General features: G+C 43.2%; 15 protein-coding genes. All 15 read left to right on the top strand.

Annotated elements, in window-relative coordinates; genetic code table 11:
• Positions 1–80: 80 nt before the first annotated feature.
• The 15 genes from rpoB (at position 81) to rpsC (ending at position 16,961) form a co-directional block, all read left to right on the top strand.
• Positions 81–3,650 carry a DNA-directed RNA polymerase subunit beta gene (gene rpoB / locus QNI08_RS20255; RefSeq protein ID WP_285769170.1) on the top strand — a complete coding sequence of 1,190 codons (3,570 nt, stop codon included), beginning with the start codon at positions 81–83 and terminating at the stop codon, positions 3,648–3,650.
• A gap of 181 nt (positions 3,651–3,831) precedes the next feature.
• A complete protein-coding gene (gene rpoC, locus QNI08_RS20250; RefSeq protein WP_285769169.1) occupies positions 3,832–7,431 on the top strand; it encodes a DNA-directed RNA polymerase subunit beta' in 3,600 nt (1,199 codons plus the stop codon).
• Between the two features lie 292 nt (positions 7,432–7,723).
• Positions 7,724–7,972, top strand: a complete 249-nt coding sequence (locus tag QNI08_RS20245; protein WP_207439802.1) for a 50S ribosomal protein L7ae-like protein — start codon at positions 7,724–7,726, stop codon at positions 7,970–7,972.
• 104 nt (positions 7,973–8,076) lie between these two features.
• Positions 8,077–8,499 carry a 30S ribosomal protein S12 gene (gene rpsL, locus QNI08_RS20240; protein ID WP_034305038.1) on the top strand — a complete coding sequence of 141 codons (423 nt, stop codon included), beginning with the start codon at positions 8,077–8,079 and terminating at the stop codon, positions 8,497–8,499.
• Between the two features lie 39 nt (positions 8,500–8,538).
• A complete protein-coding gene (gene rpsG, locus QNI08_RS20235) occupies positions 8,539–9,009 on the top strand; it encodes a 30S ribosomal protein S7 (RefSeq protein WP_048677878.1) in 471 nt (156 codons plus the stop codon).
• Positions 9,010–9,053: 44 nt separating this feature from the next.
• Entirely contained in the window at positions 9,054–11,132 is a 2,079-nt protein-coding gene (fusA, locus tag QNI08_RS20230) for an elongation factor G (protein ID WP_285769168.1), read from the top strand.
• Positions 11,133–11,253: 121 nt separating this feature from the next.
• Complete coding sequence (gene tuf / locus QNI08_RS20225; protein ID WP_285769167.1) at positions 11,254–12,441, top strand: elongation factor Tu; 1,188 nt, start codon at positions 11,254–11,256, stop codon at positions 12,439–12,441.
• A gap of 393 nt (positions 12,442–12,834) precedes the next feature.
• Positions 12,835–13,143, top strand: a complete 309-nt coding sequence (rpsJ, locus tag QNI08_RS20220) for a 30S ribosomal protein S10 (RefSeq protein ID WP_019244375.1) — start codon at positions 12,835–12,837, stop codon at positions 13,141–13,143.
• Between the two features lie 40 nt (positions 13,144–13,183).
• Positions 13,184–13,813, top strand: a complete 630-nt coding sequence (gene rplC / locus QNI08_RS20215; RefSeq protein WP_285769166.1) for a 50S ribosomal protein L3 — start codon at positions 13,184–13,186, stop codon at positions 13,811–13,813.
• 25 nt (positions 13,814–13,838) lie between these two features.
• The gene (rplD, locus tag QNI08_RS20210) at positions 13,839–14,462 is read left to right on the top strand and encodes a 50S ribosomal protein L4 (protein WP_285769165.1); all 624 of its coding nucleotides are present in this window, start codon (positions 13,839–13,841) and stop codon (positions 14,460–14,462) included.
• Complete coding sequence (gene rplW / locus QNI08_RS20205; protein WP_057915217.1) at positions 14,462–14,746, top strand: 50S ribosomal protein L23; 285 nt, start codon at positions 14,462–14,464, stop codon at positions 14,744–14,746. The genes rplD and rplW overlap by 1 nt, the downstream gene beginning before the upstream one ends.
• A gap of 26 nt (positions 14,747–14,772) precedes the next feature.
• A complete protein-coding gene (gene rplB / locus QNI08_RS20200; protein ID WP_285769164.1) occupies positions 14,773–15,603 on the top strand; it encodes a 50S ribosomal protein L2 in 831 nt (276 codons plus the stop codon).
• 60 nt (positions 15,604–15,663) lie between these two features.
• Positions 15,664–15,942, top strand: coding sequence for a 30S ribosomal protein S19 (gene rpsS / locus QNI08_RS20195; RefSeq protein WP_034305018.1), 279 nt, complete (start codon positions 15,664–15,666; stop codon positions 15,940–15,942).
• Between the two features lie 17 nt (positions 15,943–15,959).
• Positions 15,960–16,301: a 50S ribosomal protein L22 gene (rplV, locus tag QNI08_RS20190; RefSeq protein WP_283916490.1), complete on the top strand. Its 342-nt coding sequence runs from the start codon at positions 15,960–15,962 to the stop codon at positions 16,299–16,301.
• Positions 16,302–16,304: 3 nt separating this feature from the next.
• Positions 16,305–16,961 carry a 30S ribosomal protein S3 gene (gene rpsC / locus QNI08_RS20185; protein WP_034305014.1) on the top strand — a complete coding sequence of 219 codons (657 nt, stop codon included), beginning with the start codon at positions 16,305–16,307 and terminating at the stop codon, positions 16,959–16,961.

Genomic DNA, 16,961 nt, shown 5'->3' with positions numbered 1-16,961 from the left:
ATTTTCTTTTTGTCTATGGAAATGATTGCATTTCCGGGGCAAATGGATCCTTATAACGCTTGATTTAAGGGGTGAATCAGTTGACAGGTCAACTTGTTCAGTATGGTCGACACCGCCAACGTAGAAGTTATGCAAGAATCAGTGAGGTTTTGGATCTTCCGAATCTGATTGAAATTCAAACAGCTTCTTATCAATGGTTTCTAGATGTAGGTTTAAAGGAAATGTTCCAGGATATTTCTCCTATTGAGGATTTTACAGGTAATTTATCATTGGAATTCATCGATTACAGCTTAGCTGAGCCGAAGTATTCAGTGGAAGAAACAAAAGAACGCGATGTTACGTACTCTGCACCGCTTCGTGTGAAAGTGCGCCTTGTTAACAAAGAAACAGGCGAAGTTAAAGACCAAGATGTATTTATGGGTGACTTCCCGTTGATGACGGAAACAGGTACATTTGTTATCAATGGTGCCGAACGGGTCATTGTATCACAATTAGTGCGCTCACCAAGCGTATACTACAATGGAAAAATGGATAAAAACGGTAAGTTAGGGTTCTCTGCTACCGTTATCCCGAACCGTGGCGCTTGGCTCGAATATGAAACAGATGCCAAGGATGTTGTGTATGTCCGAATCGATCGCACCAGGAAATTACCTATTACAGTATTGATGCGTGCCCTTGGATTCGGAACCGACCAGGAAATCATTGATTTGATCGGTGACAACGAATATCTTCGCAACACACTTGAGAAGGATAACACCGAGAGTGTGGAAAAAGCATTACTGGAAATCTATGAGCGTCTACGCCCGGGTGAACCGCCTACTGTCGAAAACGCGAAAAGTCTTTTGGTTTCACGCTTTTTTGACCCAAAACGTTATGATTTAGCTAATGTAGGTCGTTATAAAATCAACAAAAAACTCCATATCAAAAATCGTCTATTCGGACAACGCATTGCAGAGACCTTGATCGATCCTGAAACAGGGGAAATCATTGTCGAAAAAGGGACAATGCTTGACCGCCGGACCCTTGATAGGATCCTGCCTCATATCGAAGCTGGAATAGGGTTCAAAACATTCCACCCATCTGGTGGTGTGGTAGAAGAAGAGACTCTTCTTCAGCCTATTAAGGTGTTTGCGCCAAATGATGCTGAAGGTGAAAAAGTAATCAATATCATCGGTAATGCTTATGTGACTGATAAAGTCAAAAACATTACGCCGGCAGATATCATTTCTTCTATCAGTTATTTCTTTAACTTATTGCATGGCGTAGGAATCACGGATGACATCGACCACTTAGGTAACCGTCGTCTGCGTTCTGTTGGTGAATTATTGCAAAACCAATTCAGAATTGGTTTATCCCGTATGGAGCGTGTCGTTCGTGAACGGATGTCCATTCAGGATACGAATACGATCACACCGCAGCAACTAATCAACATTCGTCCTGTCATTGCATCCATTAAAGAGTTCTTTGGAAGCTCACAGCTTTCTCAATTCATGGATCAAACGAACCCACTGGCCGAATTGACACATAAACGCCGTCTTTCTGCATTGGGACCTGGTGGTTTGACACGTGAGCGTGCTGGTTTTGAAGTACGTGACGTTCATTATTCCCACTATGGGCGTATGTGTCCGATTGAAACGCCTGAGGGACCGAATATCGGTTTGATTAACTCGCTATCCAGTTTTGCGAAGGTAAATCCATATGGCTTCATTGAAACACCATATCGCCGTGTGGATCCGGAAACAGGCAGAATTACGAGCCAAATCGACTATCTAACGGCAGACGAGGAAGATAACTATGTAGTTGCCCAAGCGAATGTGCGTCTATCGGATGATGGATCATTCCTTGATAAAGATGTTGTTGCACGTTTCCGCGGTGAAAATACCGTTGTTCCGCGTGACCGCGTAGATTACATGGATGTATCTCCTAAACAAGTCGTTTCTGCAGCGACAGCATGTATTCCTTTCTTGGAAAACGATGACTCCAACCGTGCCCTCATGGGAGCGAACATGCAACGTCAAGCAGTGCCTTTGCTACAACCGGAAGCACCTCGAGTTGGAACGGGTATGGAATATGTTTCGGCAAAAGACTCCGGCGCCGCTGTCATCTGTAAGCACCCTGGTATCGTAGAACACGTTGAATCACGTGAAGTATGGGTCCGCAGGGTAAGTGAAGTTGACGGACAGCAAGTAAAAGGCAACTTGGATAAATACCGTTTATTGAAATTCATTCGTTCCAACCAAGGAACGTGCTATAATCAACGCCCAATCGTAAGTGTTGGCGACAACGTCGTAAAAGGTGAGATTCTTGCTGATGGTCCTTCAATGGAAAAAGGTGAATTAGCACTTGGACGTAACGTATTGGTTGCCTTCATGACATGGGATGGGTACAACTATGAAGATGCCATCATCATGAGTGAACGTCTAGTTAAAGATGATGTGTACACGTCCATTCATATTGAAGAATATGAGTCTGAGTCCCGCGACACTAAATTAGGGCCTGAAGAAATCACACGCGATATTCCTAACGTCGGTGAAGATGCGCTTCGCAACCTTGACGAGCGCGGAATCATCCGTGTCGGAGCTGAAGTGAAGGACGGAGACCTTCTGGTTGGTAAAGTCACTCCTAAGGGTGTAACGGAACTGACTGCCGAGGAACGTCTATTGCATGCCATTTTCGGTGAAAAAGCACGTGAAGTCCGTGATACGTCACTTCGCGTACCTCATGGCGGCGGCGGAATCGTCCTCGATGTTAAAGTGTTCAACAGAGAAGACGGCGACGAACTGCCACCAGGTGTAAACCAATTGGCGCGTGTATATATCGTACAAAAACGTAAAATCCATGAAGGCGATAAAATGGCCGGGCGACATGGTAACAAAGGGGTAATTTCCAGGATCCTTCCTGAGGAAGATATGCCTTATTTACCAGACGGCACGCCAGTCGACATCATGTTGAATCCGCTTGGTGTACCATCACGTATGAACATCGGTCAGGTGCTGGAGCTGCACTTGGGTATGGCTGCCCGTTCGCTAGGCATTCATGTAGCATCTCCTGTTTTCGATGGCGCCACAGAGGAAGATGTTTGGGGTACGATTGAAGAAGCCGGAATGTCCCGTGATGCAAAAACCGTCCTTTACGATGGTCGCTCGGGTGAAGCGTTCGATAACCGTGTCTCAGTCGGCGTCATGTACATGATCAAACTGGCGCACATGGTTGATGATAAGCTGCATGCACGTTCAACCGGACCTTATTCACTTGTTACGCAGCAGCCACTTGGTGGTAAGGCGCAATTCGGTGGTCAGCGTTTCGGTGAGATGGAAGTGTGGGCACTTGAAGCATATGGTGCTGCTTATACATTACAAGAAATCTTAACCGTTAAATCGGATGATGTCGTAGGCCGTGTTAAAACGTACGAAGCGATTGTAAAAGGTGAAAATGTCCCTGAACCTGGTGTTCCCGAGTCCTTCAAAGTATTGATTAAGGAGCTTCAAAGTTTAGGATTGGATGTTAAAATCCTCAACGCCGAAGACCGCGAGATTGAAATGCGTGACTTGGAAGATGAAGAAGAAGCCAACCAAGCAGACAAATTAAGCCTTGATGCCGATACAAAAGATATGGTTGCTTCCGAAGTAGGGGCACCTATCAAAGAATAATTAAATATAAACATATCCAGTTATATATTATCCGCTCTGACTGGCAGCAAGATGTTTCTTTGAAGATCCTGCTGCCTTGTTAGAGCCTTATTGATTCAATCAACCATCATCCGGGGTGGATTGCCAGTTGAAATCCGGCAATCAAGGGTTAAACCTGGAGATTAAAAGGGAGGTAGGCCCCTTGTTAGACGTTAATAATTTTGAGTATATGAAAATAGGTCTTGCTTCACCAGACAAGATTCGTTCTTGGTCCCATGGAGAAGTGAAGAAGCCTGAAACAATCAACTATCGGACGTTAAAGCCCGAAAAGGACGGTTTATTCTGTGAGAGAATCTTTGGACCTCAAAAGGACTGGGAATGTCATTGCGGAAAATATAAACGTGTTCGTTATAAAGGTGTAGTCTGTGACCGTTGTGGCGTCGAAGTCACTCGTGCTAAAGTGCGCCGTGAACGTATGGGTCATATTGAACTGGCAGCGCCGGTTTCACATATATGGTATTTCAAAGGGATTCCTAGCCGGATGGGACTTGTTCTTGATATGTCCCCGCGTGCTTTGGAAGAAGTTATTTACTTCGCATCTTACGTAGTAACTGAAACGGGCGATACAACTTTGGAAAAGAAACAGCTTCTTTCCGAAAAGGAATATCGTACATACCGTGAAAAATACGGTAAGAAGTTCCAAGCTGCCATGGGTGCCGAAGCTATAAAAAAACTTTTACAAGATATAGATACGGAAAAGGAAGTAGAGTCGTTGAAAGAGGAGCTTAAAACAGCCCAGGGACAACGCAGAACCCGTGCCATCAAACGCTTGGAAGTGCTTGAAGCATTCCGTAACTCCGGTAATGAACCTTCTTGGATGATCCTTGACGTGCTGCCGGTCATTCCGCCGGAACTTCGTCCGATGGTACAGCTTGACGGCGGACGCTTCGCTACGTCTGATTTAAATGATTTATACCGTCGTGTCATCAACCGTAATAACCGGTTAAAACGACTGCTTGACCTTGGTGCGCCAAGCATCATCGTTCAAAATGAGAAGCGCATGCTGCAAGAAGCTGTAGATGCACTTATCGATAATGGCCGTCGCGGCCGTCCGGTAACGGGACCTGGTAACCGTCCGTTAAAATCTTTATCTCATATGTTAAAAGGTAAACAAGGCCGTTTCCGTCAAAACCTTCTTGGTAAACGTGTTGACTACTCCGGACGTTCGGTTATCGTAGTAGGGCCAAACTTAAAGATGTACCAATGCGGTCTGCCAAAAGAAATGGCGATTGAATTATTCAAGCCATTCGTCATGAAGGAGCTTGTTCAAAGAGGCCTGGCGCATAACATTAAATCCGCCAAGCGTAAAATCGAACGCTTATCTCCTGAAATTTGGGATGTCCTTGAAGAAGTGATCAGGGAGCATCCGGTACTATTGAACCGTGCACCGACACTTCACAGACTTGGTATCCAGGCATTTGAGCCAACCTTGGTCGAAGGGCGTGCAATCCGCTTGCACCCGCTCGTATGTACAGCCTACAATGCTGACTTTGACGGTGACCAAATGGCAGTTCACGTTCCGCTTTCATCTGAAGCCCAAGCTGAGGCACGCATGCTCATGCTTGCTGCACAGAACATCTTGAACCCTAAAGATGGTAAACCGGTCGTTACACCTTCCCAGGATATGGTTTTAGGTAACTATTACTTGACGTTGGAAAGAGAAGGCGCAATCGGCGAGGGTATGATTTTTAAAGATACAAGTGAAGCGTTGCTTGCATACCAAAACGGATATGTTCACCTGCATTCCCGTTGTGCCGTACATGCATCATCATTAAATAATGAAACGTTCACTGAAGAGCAAAACGGTCAGTTGCTTATTACGACTGTCGGTAAATTGATTTTCAATGAAATTTTACCAAAATCATTCCCGTATATTAACGAACCGACCCGATATAATCTGGAAACGAAAACTCCAGAGAAATATTTCGTGGAAAAAGGCGCTAATATCCCTGAACTGATTGAATCCCAACCTGCTATCGATCCTTTCAAGAAAAAAATTCTTGGTAATATCATTGCAGAAGTCTTTAAACGCTTCAAGATTACCGAAACATCCAAAATGCTTGACAGGATGAAGGATCTTGGATTCAAATACTCGACAAAAGCCGGTATTACAGTTGGTGTGGCTGATATCGTCGTATTAAAAGAAAAACAAGAAATCATTACCGAAGCTCAAACTAAAGTGGATAACGTCTTAAAACAGTTCAGACGCGGTTTGATCACCGAGGATGAGCGTTATGATCGCGTAATCTCGATCTGGAGTGCTGCCAAGGATACCATTCAATCCAAGCTTATGGACTCATTGGATCGCCGCAACCCGATCTTCATGATGAGTGACTCCGGTGCCCGTGGTAACGCATCTAACTTCACGCAGCTTGCGGGTATGCGCGGATTGATGGCCAACCCGGCTGGACGGATCATTGAATTACCGATTAAATCAAGTTTCCGTGAAGGTTTAACGGTATTGGAATACTTCATCTCCACACATGGTGCGCGTAAAGGTCTTGCCGATACAGCACTTAAAACAGCTGACTCCGGTTACCTTACCCGTCGACTTGTTGATGTTGCCCAAGATGTCATCATTCGTGATGATGATTGTGGAACAGACCGCGGCTTGAAAATTTCTGCCTTGAGAGAAGGAACAGAAATAATCGAGCATCTTGAAGAACGCCTAGTAGGCCGTTATGCAAGAAAAGCGATCAGACACCCTGAAACAAGTGATGTGATCGTACCTGAAAATGGTCTTATCACTGAAGATCTTGCTCATTATATCGAATCCTTAGGTATTGAAACGGCTTGGATCCGTTCTGCCTTTACATGTAACACCAGCCATGGTGTATGTAAAAAATGTTACGGACGCAACTTGGCTACAGGACAGGAAGTTGAAGTGGGCGAAGCTGTCGGTATCATTGCGGCTCAATCAATCGGCGAACCTGGTACACAGTTAACGATGCGTACATTCCATACTGGCGGTGTGGCCGGTGATGATATCACACAAGGTCTTCCGCGTATCCAGGAGATTTTTGAAGCAAGGAACCCTAAAGGTCAAGCTGTCATTTCCGAAATCGACGGTACGGTCGTTTCCATTAACGAAATCAGGGATAAACAACAGGAAATCGTCGTTCAAGGGGCAGTGGAGTCACGCACATATACTGCACCATACACAGCGCGCCTAAGAGTTACTGTTGATACTCCTGTTCGCCGCGGTGAAGAGTTGACAGAGGGATCGATCGACCCGAAAGAATTGTTGAAAGTTACCGATGTGCTTACCGTTCAGGAATACCTGCTGCATGAAGTGCAGAAAGTATACCGGATGCAGGGGGTTGAAATCGGTGATAAACATATTGAGGTAATGGTTAGACAAATGATGCGTAAAGTGCGTGTGCTTGATGCGGGTGAAACGGAAGTGCTTCCAGGAACATTATTGGATGTCAACCAATTCACTACTGCTAACACAGATGCATTGTTGACTAATAAATTGCCTGCAACAGGACGCCCTGTATTACTGGGTATCACAAAAGCGTCTCTTGAAACGGATTCGTTCTTGTCCGCCGCATCATTCCAAGAAACAACAAGAGTCTTGACTGATGCAGCAATCAAAGGAAAACGTGATGAGTTGCTTGGTCTTAAAGAAAATGTCATCATTGGTAAACTTGTCCCAGCAGGTACAGGAATGCTTCGCTACAGAAAAGCAAACCCTGTCGTTGTTGGTGATGAAAGCACCGAGACAGTATCAGTGGACTAAGGATTGACGGGCCAGCCCAATGACGAAACTGAAAACAGTGCTCCCGTTTAGGGAGTTGATGATCAGGGAATCATTGGGCTGGTCTCTCTTAATTACCCATCGTGCCCGTTAGCTGAGTGAGGATTCCGACCTGTGAAGTTTCGCTAAAGCAATATGCACGTCTATAGAAATATGTATGGAAAACCTTTTGCTTTTAATAAATTTCGTGAAAGAAGTTGACAGTATCCGACTTATAATGATACTATAGCAAAGGTGCTCCTATGTTACCCTGTAACTTTGGAGGATATGGACCATGTCTTATGAAAAAGTAATACAGGCAAAGTCAGTGATTATAGGGACGAAGCAAGCAGTCAGAGCTCTTAAAAACAATTTAATTCAAGAAGTTATCATCGCTGATGATGCAGATATATACTTGACTGGGCGAGTCATTGAGACCGCCAAAGAATTGGATGTTCCTATCACATATGTTGATTCGATGAGAATGCTTGGCAAAGCATGTGGTATTGATGTCGGAGCAGCAACTGTTGCCATTAAAAAGTAAAAATGTTTTTGCAATAATATTTGCAAAGACTTTGTTTTTACCCATTTATGAACCACCTGGATGTGTGGTACTAGAAATGAAAACGTGAAGGGAGGAAAAATGTAATGCCTACTATTAATCAATTAGTGCGTAAAGGACGCGAGTCTAAAGAGGTTAACTCAAAATCTCCAGCACTTAACAAAGGCTACAACAGCTTTAAAAAAGCACAAACTAACGTATCATCTCCGCAAAAACGTGGTGTTTGCACTCGTGTGGGTACAATGACACCGAAGAAACCAAACTCCGCGTTACGTAAATATGCGCGTGTGCGTTTAACAAACGGTATCGAGGTAACAGCTTATATCCCAGGTATCGGTCACAACCTACAAGAACACAGCGTGGTTCTTATCCGTGGCGGTCGTGTAAAGGATTTACCAGGGGTACGTTACCATATCGTACGTGGTGCTCTTGATACTGCTGGAGTGAACAATCGTATGCAAGGCCGTTCTAAATACGGTACTAAGCGTCCGAAAGCAGCTAAAAAATAATCATAAAAAAATTAAACTTGCTTGAAAGGAGGAAATACAATGCCTCGTAAAGGACCTGTAACGAAAAGAGACGTATTACCAGATCCAATTTATAATTCAAAACTTGTGACTCGCTTAATCAACAAATTAATGGTTGATGGACAAAGAGGTAAATCACAAAAAATTCTTTACTCTGCATTTGATTTAATCAAAGAACGTACTGGCAATGAGCCGATCGAAGTTTTCGATCAAGCACTTAAAAACATCATGCCTGTACTGGAAGTAAAAGCACGCCGTGTGGGTGGAGCTAACTACCAAGTACCAGTTGAGGTGCGTCCAGACCGCAAATCGACACTAGGTCTTCGTTGGTTAGTAAACTACTCTCGCCTTCGTGGAGAAAAAACGATGGAAGAGCGTTTAGCTTACGAAATCATGGATGCTGCAAACAACACTGGAGCAGCTGTTAAGAAACGTGAAGATACACACAAAATGGCTGAAGCCAATAAGGCTTTCGCTCATTATCGCTGGTAAGATCAATCACTATAAAATCCTTATAGAAGGAAGGAGAAAGACAAATGGCAAGAGAGTTCTCCTTAGCAAACACTCGTAATATCGGTATCATGGCTCACATCGATGCCGGTAAAACGACAACAACAGAACGTGTTCTTTACTACACTGGTAAAATCCACAAAATCGGTGAAACGCATGAAGGTGCTTCACAAATGGACTGGATGGAACAGGAACAAGAACGCGGAATCACGATCACTTCCGCTGCAACAACTGCACAGTGGAAAGGTCACCGTGTAAACATCATTGATACTCCTGGACACGTAGACTTCACAGTTGAAGTTGAACGTTCATTGCGTGTACTTGATGGAGCTGTAGCTGTACTTGATGCCCAATCAGGTGTTGAGCCTCAAACTGAAACGGTTTGGCGCCAAGCTACAACTTACGGTGTACCACGTGTCGTATTCGTAAACAAAATGGACAAAATCGGTGCAGATTTCCTTTATTCAGTAGGAACGATCCACGATCGTCTGCAAGCGAATGCTCACCCGGTTCAGTTACCTATCGGTGCTGAAGATCAATTCTCTGCAATCATCGACCTTATCGAAATGAAAACTCATTTCTATGGTAATGACCTAGGAACTGATATCACTGTTGGTGAAATTCCTGAAGAACATCGTGAATTGGCTGAAGAGTACCGTGAAAAGCTAATTGAAGCAGTAGCAGAAGTAAATGAAGACTTAATGGAAAAATACCTTGGCGGCGAAGAAATCAGCATCGCTGAATTGAAAGCAGCCATCCGTACAGCAACTGTTAACGTTGAATTCTACCCAGTTATCTGTGGATCAGCTTTCAAAAACAAAGGTGTTCAATTAATGCTTGATAACGTAATCGACTTCCTTCCATCTCCATTGGACGTACCGGCTATCAAAGGTACCCTTCCGGATTCAGATGAAGAAGTTGAACGTCACTCAGATGATTCTGAACCGTTCTCCGCGTTAGCGTTTAAAGTTATGACTGACCCTTACGTTGGTAAACTTACATTCTTCCGCGTGTACTCAGGTACATTGGAATCAGGATCATATGTTATCAACTCAACTAAAGGAAAACGTGAGCGTATTGGACGTATCCTTCAAATGCACGCAAACAGCCGTGAAGAAATATCTACTGTATATGCAGGGGATATCGCTGCAGCTGTTGGTTTGAAAGATACGACTACTGGCGATACCCTATGTGACGACAAGAACCAAGTTATTCTTGAATCCATGGTGTTCCCAGAGCCAGTTATCTCGCTTTCAGTTGAACCGAAGTCAAAAGCAGACCAAGACAAAATGTCTCAAGCTTTACAAAAGCTGCAAGACGAAGATCCTACATTCCGTGCACACACTGACCAAGAAACTGGTCAAACGATCATTGCCGGTATGGGTGAGCTTCACTTGGACATCCTTGTTGACCGTATGCGCCGTGAATTCAAAGTGGAAGCTAACGTTGGTGCTCCTCAAGTAGCATACCGTGAAACTTTCCGTGGTTCTGCTAAAGTCGAAGGTAAATTCGTTCGTCAATCCGGTGGACGTGGACAATTCGGACACGTTTGGATTGAATTCGGTCCAAACGAAGAAGGTAAAGGCTTCGAATTTGAAAATGCTATCGTCGGTGGTGTAGTGCCACGTGAATACATTCCTGCTGTACAAGCTGGTTTAGTCGATTCACTTGATCGCGGTGTACTTGCTGGCTACCCACTAGTCGACATCAAAGCTAAATTATTCGATGGTTCTTACCATGACGTTGACTCCAACGAAATGGCATTTAAAATTGCCGCTTCAATGGCACTTAAAAATGCTGCTTCTAAATGTAAGCCGGTTATCCTTGAACCTGTTATGAAGGTCGAAGTTGTAATTCCTGAAGATTATCTAGGCGATATCATGGGAGATATTACATCTCGCCGTGGACGCGTAGAAGGTATGGAAGCCCGCGGTAACACGCAAATGGTTAAAGCCATGGTTCCACTATCCGAAATGTTCGGTTATGCTACATCTTTACGTTCTAACACACAAGGACGCGGAACATTCTCAATGCACTTCGATCATTATGAAGAAGTACCTAAGAGCATTTCCGAAGAAATCATCAAAAAAAATAAAGGTGAATAATTGATTTTCATCTCTTATTAAAGTATAACTATCTTATGTAAGCTGTGATGGAAGAATTAGTCTTCTTTCACAGCCCTTATATACTTAATCTTTTATTTATAATTTTAAGGAGGAATTCCTAATGGGAAAAGCTAAATTTGATCGTTCAAAACCGCACGTTAACGTTGGAACAATTGGTCACGTTGACCATGGTAAAACAACTCTAACTGCTGCAATCACAACTGTACTTGCTAAATCTGGTGGCGCAGAAGCTCGCGCTTATGACCAAATCGATGGTGCTCCAGAAGAAAGAGAACGTGGTATCACAATCTCTACAGCTCACGTTGAGTATGAAACAGCTAACCGTCACTATGCACACGTAGACTGCCCAGGACATGCTGACTATGTTAAAAACATGATCACAGGTGCTGCACAAATGGACGGCGGGATCTTAGTAGTATCTGCTGCTGACGGCCCAATGCCACAAACTCGTGAGCACATCCTTCTTTCTCGTCAAGTAGGTGTACCTTACCTAGTAGTATTCATGAACAAATGTGACATGGTTGATGACGAAGAACTTCTTGAATTAGTAGAAATGGAAATTCGTGACCTTCTTTCTGAATACGATTTCCCTGGCGATGACATCCCAGTTATCAAAGGTTCTGCTCTTAAAGCTCTTGAAGGAGACGCTGCTTGGGAAGAAAAAATCCATGAATTAATGGCTGCTGTTGACGAGTACATCCCAGAACCTACTCGTGACACTGAAAAACCATTCATGATGCCAGTTGAGGATGTATTCTCTATCACTGGACGTGGAACAGTTGCTACAGGACGTGTTGAGCGTGGACAAGTTAAAGTCGGTGACGTTGTTGACATCATCGGTTTCAACGAAGAGTCAAAACCAACTACTGTAACTGGTGTTGAAATGTTCCGTAAACTTCTTGACTATGCTGAAGCTGGTGACAACATCGGTGCCCTTCTTCGTGGTGTATCACGTGATGATATCCAACGTGGACAAGTACTTGCTAAACCAGGTACAATCACTCCGCACACTAAGTTCAAAGCTGAAGTTTATGTTCTTTCAAAAGAAGAAGGTGGACGTCATACTCCATTCTTCACGAACTACCGTCCTCAGTTCTACTTCCGTACAACTGATGTAACTGGTATTTGTAACCTTCCTGAAGGCGTAGAAATGGTTATGCCTGGGGATAACATCGAAATGACTGTTGAACTTATCGCTCCAATCGCTATCGAAGAAGGTACTAAATTCTCTATCCGTGAGGGTGGACGTACTGTTGGCGCTGGCGTAGTTGCTACAATCCAAGAATAATTGATTCATTAAAAGAATATTGGAAGGGACGCCTTCCGAAGAGAGCAGATGGGACGCCATCTGCTCTTTTTTTGTTTTCACCCGGATACGTTCATGTTTTTATCTATCATGAACGACATCGATTCTCACGGAATTAAATGGATGGAAAAGTCCATGAAGAATGTACTTGTAAATCACTTAGATAGTATGTATAATAATAAAAGTGTGTTGCACAAGAAAAGTCTAAGTGTTACTTGCTTTCAACTTGTGTTTAATGTATAATAGACAATGTTGGTCTTTGACTGCGATGATATGGAAGGTTGCTGACACACCCGGCCGCTTTGCCATGGCGAGTGTGTGGGAAATTTCCATTGAGAAGGTCTATTTTAAAATAGGCGAAAAGGAGGGAAAATTATGGCAAAACAAAAAATTCGTATCCGTTTAAAAGCATATGATCACAGAATTCTTGATCAATCTGCTGAGAAAATTGTTGAAACTGCAAAACGTTCTGGTGCGGCTGTATCTGGTCCAATTCCATTACCTACAGAAAGATCGGTATATACGATCCTACGTGCGGTTCATAAATACAAAGATTCTCGTGAACAATTCGAAATGCGTACGCATAAACGTCTAATCGACATCGTTAACCCAACTCCACAAACAGTTGACTCATTGATGCGTTTAGATTTACCGTCAGGCGTTGACATTGAAATCAAATTATAATTCATATAAGTATGAACAATTACTCTAGGAGGTGTGACTTATGACCAAAGGAATCTTAGGAAGAAAAATCGGTATGACTCAAGTTTTTGCTGAAAACGGTGAACTTATCCCGGTAACGGTTATCGAAGCTGCTAATAACGTGGTTCTTCAAAAGAAAACTGTAGAAACTGATGGCTATGAAGCAGTTCAAGTTGGTTTTGAAAACAAACGTGAAAAGCTTTCTAACAAACCTGAAAAGGGACATGTTGAAAAAGCAAATACTACTCCTAAGCGCTTCATTCGCGAATTCCGCGGAACGGATCTTACTGAATATGAGATCGGTCAAGAAGTCAATGTTAGTATTTTCGCTGAAGGCGAATTAGTAGATGTAACAGGAATTTCTAAAGGTAAAGGTTTCCAAGGCTCTATCAAGCGTCATGGACAATCTCGCGGACCAATGTCTCACGGTTCTCGTTACCACCGTCGCCCAGGTTCAATGGGTCCTGTAGCTCCAAACCGCGTATTCAAAGGTAAACTTTTACCAGGACGTATGGGTGGGGAACAAATTACTGTTCAAAACCTTGCTATCGTTAAGGTTGATGTTGAACGTAACCTGCTTTTGATCAAAGGTAATGTACCGGGTGCTAGAAAAGCATTGATCAAAGTTAAAACTGCTGTTAAAGCAAAGTAATTTTTAAGAAAGGAGGAGCAATATAATGCCAAAAGTTACATTGTTCAACCAAACGGGTTCGCAAGTCGGCGATATCGAACTAAATGAATCCATCTTTGGTATCGAACCTAACAATCATGTATTATTCGAAGCAATCATCATGCAAAGAGCTTCCTTACGTCAAGGAACTCACAAAGTTAAAAACCGTTCTGAAGTTGCAGGCGGTGGACGTAAACCTTGGAAACAAAAAGGAACTGGACGTGCGCGTCAAGGTTCTATCCGTTCTCCACAATGGCGTGGCGGTGGTATCGTCTTTGGTCCAACTCCAAGATCATACTCTTACAAGCTACCTAAAAAGGTTCGTCGTTTAGCTATTAAATCTGCATTGTCTGCAAAGGCATTGGAAGAGAACATTTTGGTACTTGAGAGCTTGTCTTTCGAAGCTCCAAAAACAAAAGAATTTGTAGCAGTACTTAAAAACCTTTCTGTTGATACTAAAACGTTGATCGTTACTGACGGATTAGATGAGAAAGTTGCTCTTTCTGCACGTAACATCCCTGGTGTTACTGTAGTGGAAGCTGTTGGTCTTAATGTTCTTGATGTTGTATCACACAACAAATTGATCTTGACTAAATCAGCTGTCGAAAAAGTAGAGGAGGTGCTTGCATAATGGATGCACGCGATATCATTAAGCGCCCCGTAATCACTGAACGCTCTTCAGACGTAATGGCTGAAAAAAAATATACATTTGAAGTTGATGTTAGAGCTAACAAAACTCAAGTTAAAGATGCTGTTCAAGAAATTTTCGGCGTTAAAGTTGAGAAAGTTAACATCATGAACTACAAAGGTAAATTTAAACGTATGGGCAAACACGCAGGCTATACTAACAAGCGCCGTAAAGCTATTGTTAAATTAACTGCTGACAGCAAAGAAATCGAGCTATTTGAGGCTTAATTCATTAGAGAAGGAGGGAAATACAAATGGCGATTAAGAAGTATAAACCTACCTCTAACGGTCGACGTAATATGACAACTTCCGATTTTGCTGAGATCACTACAGACAAACCGGAAAAATCATTACTTGCTCCTTTACACAGCAAAGGCGGCCGTAATAACCAAGGTAAGTTAACAGTTCGTCATCAAGGTGGCGGCCACAAGCGTCAATACCGTATCATCGATTTCAAACGGAATAAAGATGGTATACCAGGACGCGTTGCTACTATTGAGTACGATCCAAATCGTTCTGCAAACATTGCATTAATTAATTACGTTGATGGAGAAAAACGTTATATCCTAGCTCCGAAGAACCTAGAAGTAGGTCTGGAGATCATGTCAGGTCCAGAAGCTGACATTAAAGTGGGTAACGCACTTCCTCTTATGAACATCCCAGTTGGTACAGTAATCCATAACATCGAACTTAAACCAGGTAAAGGTGGACAATTAGTCCGTTCAGCAGGTACATCTGCTCAAGTTCTTGGTAAAGAAGGCCGTTATGTTCTTGTACGTTTAAACTCAGGTGAGGTTCGTATGATTCTTGCTACTTGCCGTGCTTCTATCGGTCAAGTCGGTAACGAACAACATGAACTTATCAACATTGGTAAAGCTGGCCGTAACCGTTGGTTAGGTAAACGCCCAACAGTTCGTGGATCTGTAATGAACCCGAATGATCACCCGCACGGTGGTGGTGAAGGTAAAGCACCAATCGGACGTAAATCACCAATGTCTCCTTGGGGCAAACCGACTCTTGGATTCAAAACACGTAAAAAGAAAAATAAATCCGATAAATTTATCGTACGTCGTCGTAAAAAATAACGGGATTGCACTACGGTTCACACATCGAACCGTAGAACAGTCACGAAGGGAGGTACTCGCATGGGTCGTAGCTTAAAAAAAGGGCCTTTTGTTGATGATCATTTATTGGTAAAAGTTGAAAAGTTAAATGAAGCTGACAAGAAACAGGTAGTTAAAACTTGGTCTCGTCGCTCAACAATCTTCCCGCAATTCATCGGACATACAATCGCTGTTTATGACGGTCGTAAGCATGTGCCGGTTTATGTAACAGAAGATATGGTAGGACACAAACTAGGCGAATTCGCGCCTACACGCACTTATAAAGGTCACGCAAGTGATGACAAGAAAACAAGACGTTAATGAGAGGAGGGCATCTCATGCAAGCAAAAGCTGTTGCTAGAACAGTTCGTATTGCTCCTCGTAAAGTGCGTTTAGTCGCAGACTTAATTCGAGGAAAACAAGTAGGTGAAGCAGTGGCGATTCTTCGCTTAACACCAAAATCTGCTTCTCCAGTCGTAGAAAAAGTTTTGAATTCCGCTATTGCAAATGCAGAACATAACTACGAAATGGATATCAATAACCTAGTCGTTTCAGAGGCATACGTTAACGAAGGACCAACATTAAAACGTTTCCGTCCTCGCGCTCAAGGTCGTGCGAGTGCAATAAACAAACGTACTAGTCATATTACAATCGTTGTATCAGAAAAGAAGGAGGGGTAATCTGTGGGTCAAAAGGTAAATCCAATCGGTATGCGTATCGGGATCATCCGTGACTGGGAATCCAAATGGTACGCTGATAAAGACTACGCAGTTCTTTTGCACGAAGACATCAAAGTTCGTGAATATATCGCGAAACGTTTGAACGATGCTTCAGTGTCTAAAGTTGAAATCGAGCGTGCAGCTAACCGTATCAATGTATCTGTCCACACTGCTAAACCAGGAATGGTTATCGGTAAAGGCGGTACTGAGGTAGAAGCACTTCGTAAAGCTTTGAACCAGTTGACTGGCAAAAGAGTTCATATCAATATCATCGAAATCAAAAGAGCAGATCTTGACGCAAAATTGGTTGCTGAAAACATCGCTCGTCAATTAGAAAACCGTGTTTCATTCCGTCGTGCTCAGAAGCAAGCTATCCAGCGCACTATGCGTTCTGGCGCAAAAGGAATCAAAACTCAAGTTTCTGGTCGTCTTGGCGGTGCTGATATCGCTCGTGCTGAACACTACAGCGAAGGAACAGTTCCACTTCACACACTTCGTGCTGACATAGACTATGCTCATGCTGAAGCAGACACTACTTACGGTAAGCTAGGCGTGAAAGTTTGGATCTACCGTGGAGAAGTTCTTCCTACTAAGAAGAAATCTGAGGAAGGAGGAAAATAA

Source organism: Peribacillus folii (assembly GCF_030271255.1).
Taxonomy (GTDB): Bacteria; Bacillota; Bacilli; order Bacillales; family DSM-1321; genus Peribacillus.
This window is presented reverse-complemented; position numbering and strand designations above follow the sequence as displayed.

Excerpts from the sequence above, each read along its gene's own strand:
- QNI08_RS20245 (WP_207439802.1), top strand. The coding sequence starts at position 7,724 with ATGTCTTATGAAAAAGTAATACAGGCAAAGTCAGTGATTATAGGGACG.
- rpsL (WP_034305038.1), top strand. The coding sequence starts at position 8,077 with ATGCCTACTATTAATCAATTAGTGCGTAAAGGACGCGAGTCTAAAGAG.
- rpsG (WP_048677878.1), top strand. The coding sequence starts at position 8,539 with ATGCCTCGTAAAGGACCTGTAACGAAAAGAGACGTATTACCAGATCCA.
- fusA (WP_285769168.1), top strand. The coding sequence starts at position 9,054 with ATGGCAAGAGAGTTCTCCTTAGCAAACACTCGTAATATCGGTATCATG.
- tuf (WP_285769167.1), top strand. The coding sequence starts at position 11,254 with ATGGGAAAAGCTAAATTTGATCGTTCAAAACCGCACGTTAACGTTGGA.
- rpsJ (WP_019244375.1), top strand. The coding sequence starts at position 12,835 with ATGGCAAAACAAAAAATTCGTATCCGTTTAAAAGCATATGATCACAGA.
- rplC (WP_285769166.1), top strand. The coding sequence starts at position 13,184 with ATGACCAAAGGAATCTTAGGAAGAAAAATCGGTATGACTCAAGTTTTT.
- rplD (WP_285769165.1), top strand. The coding sequence starts at position 13,839 with ATGCCAAAAGTTACATTGTTCAACCAAACGGGTTCGCAAGTCGGCGAT.
- rplW (WP_057915217.1), top strand. The coding sequence starts at position 14,462 with ATGGATGCACGCGATATCATTAAGCGCCCCGTAATCACTGAACGCTCT.
- rplB (WP_285769164.1), top strand. The coding sequence starts at position 14,773 with ATGGCGATTAAGAAGTATAAACCTACCTCTAACGGTCGACGTAATATG.
- rpsS (WP_034305018.1), top strand. The coding sequence starts at position 15,664 with ATGGGTCGTAGCTTAAAAAAAGGGCCTTTTGTTGATGATCATTTATTG.
- rplV (WP_283916490.1), top strand. The coding sequence starts at position 15,960 with ATGCAAGCAAAAGCTGTTGCTAGAACAGTTCGTATTGCTCCTCGTAAA.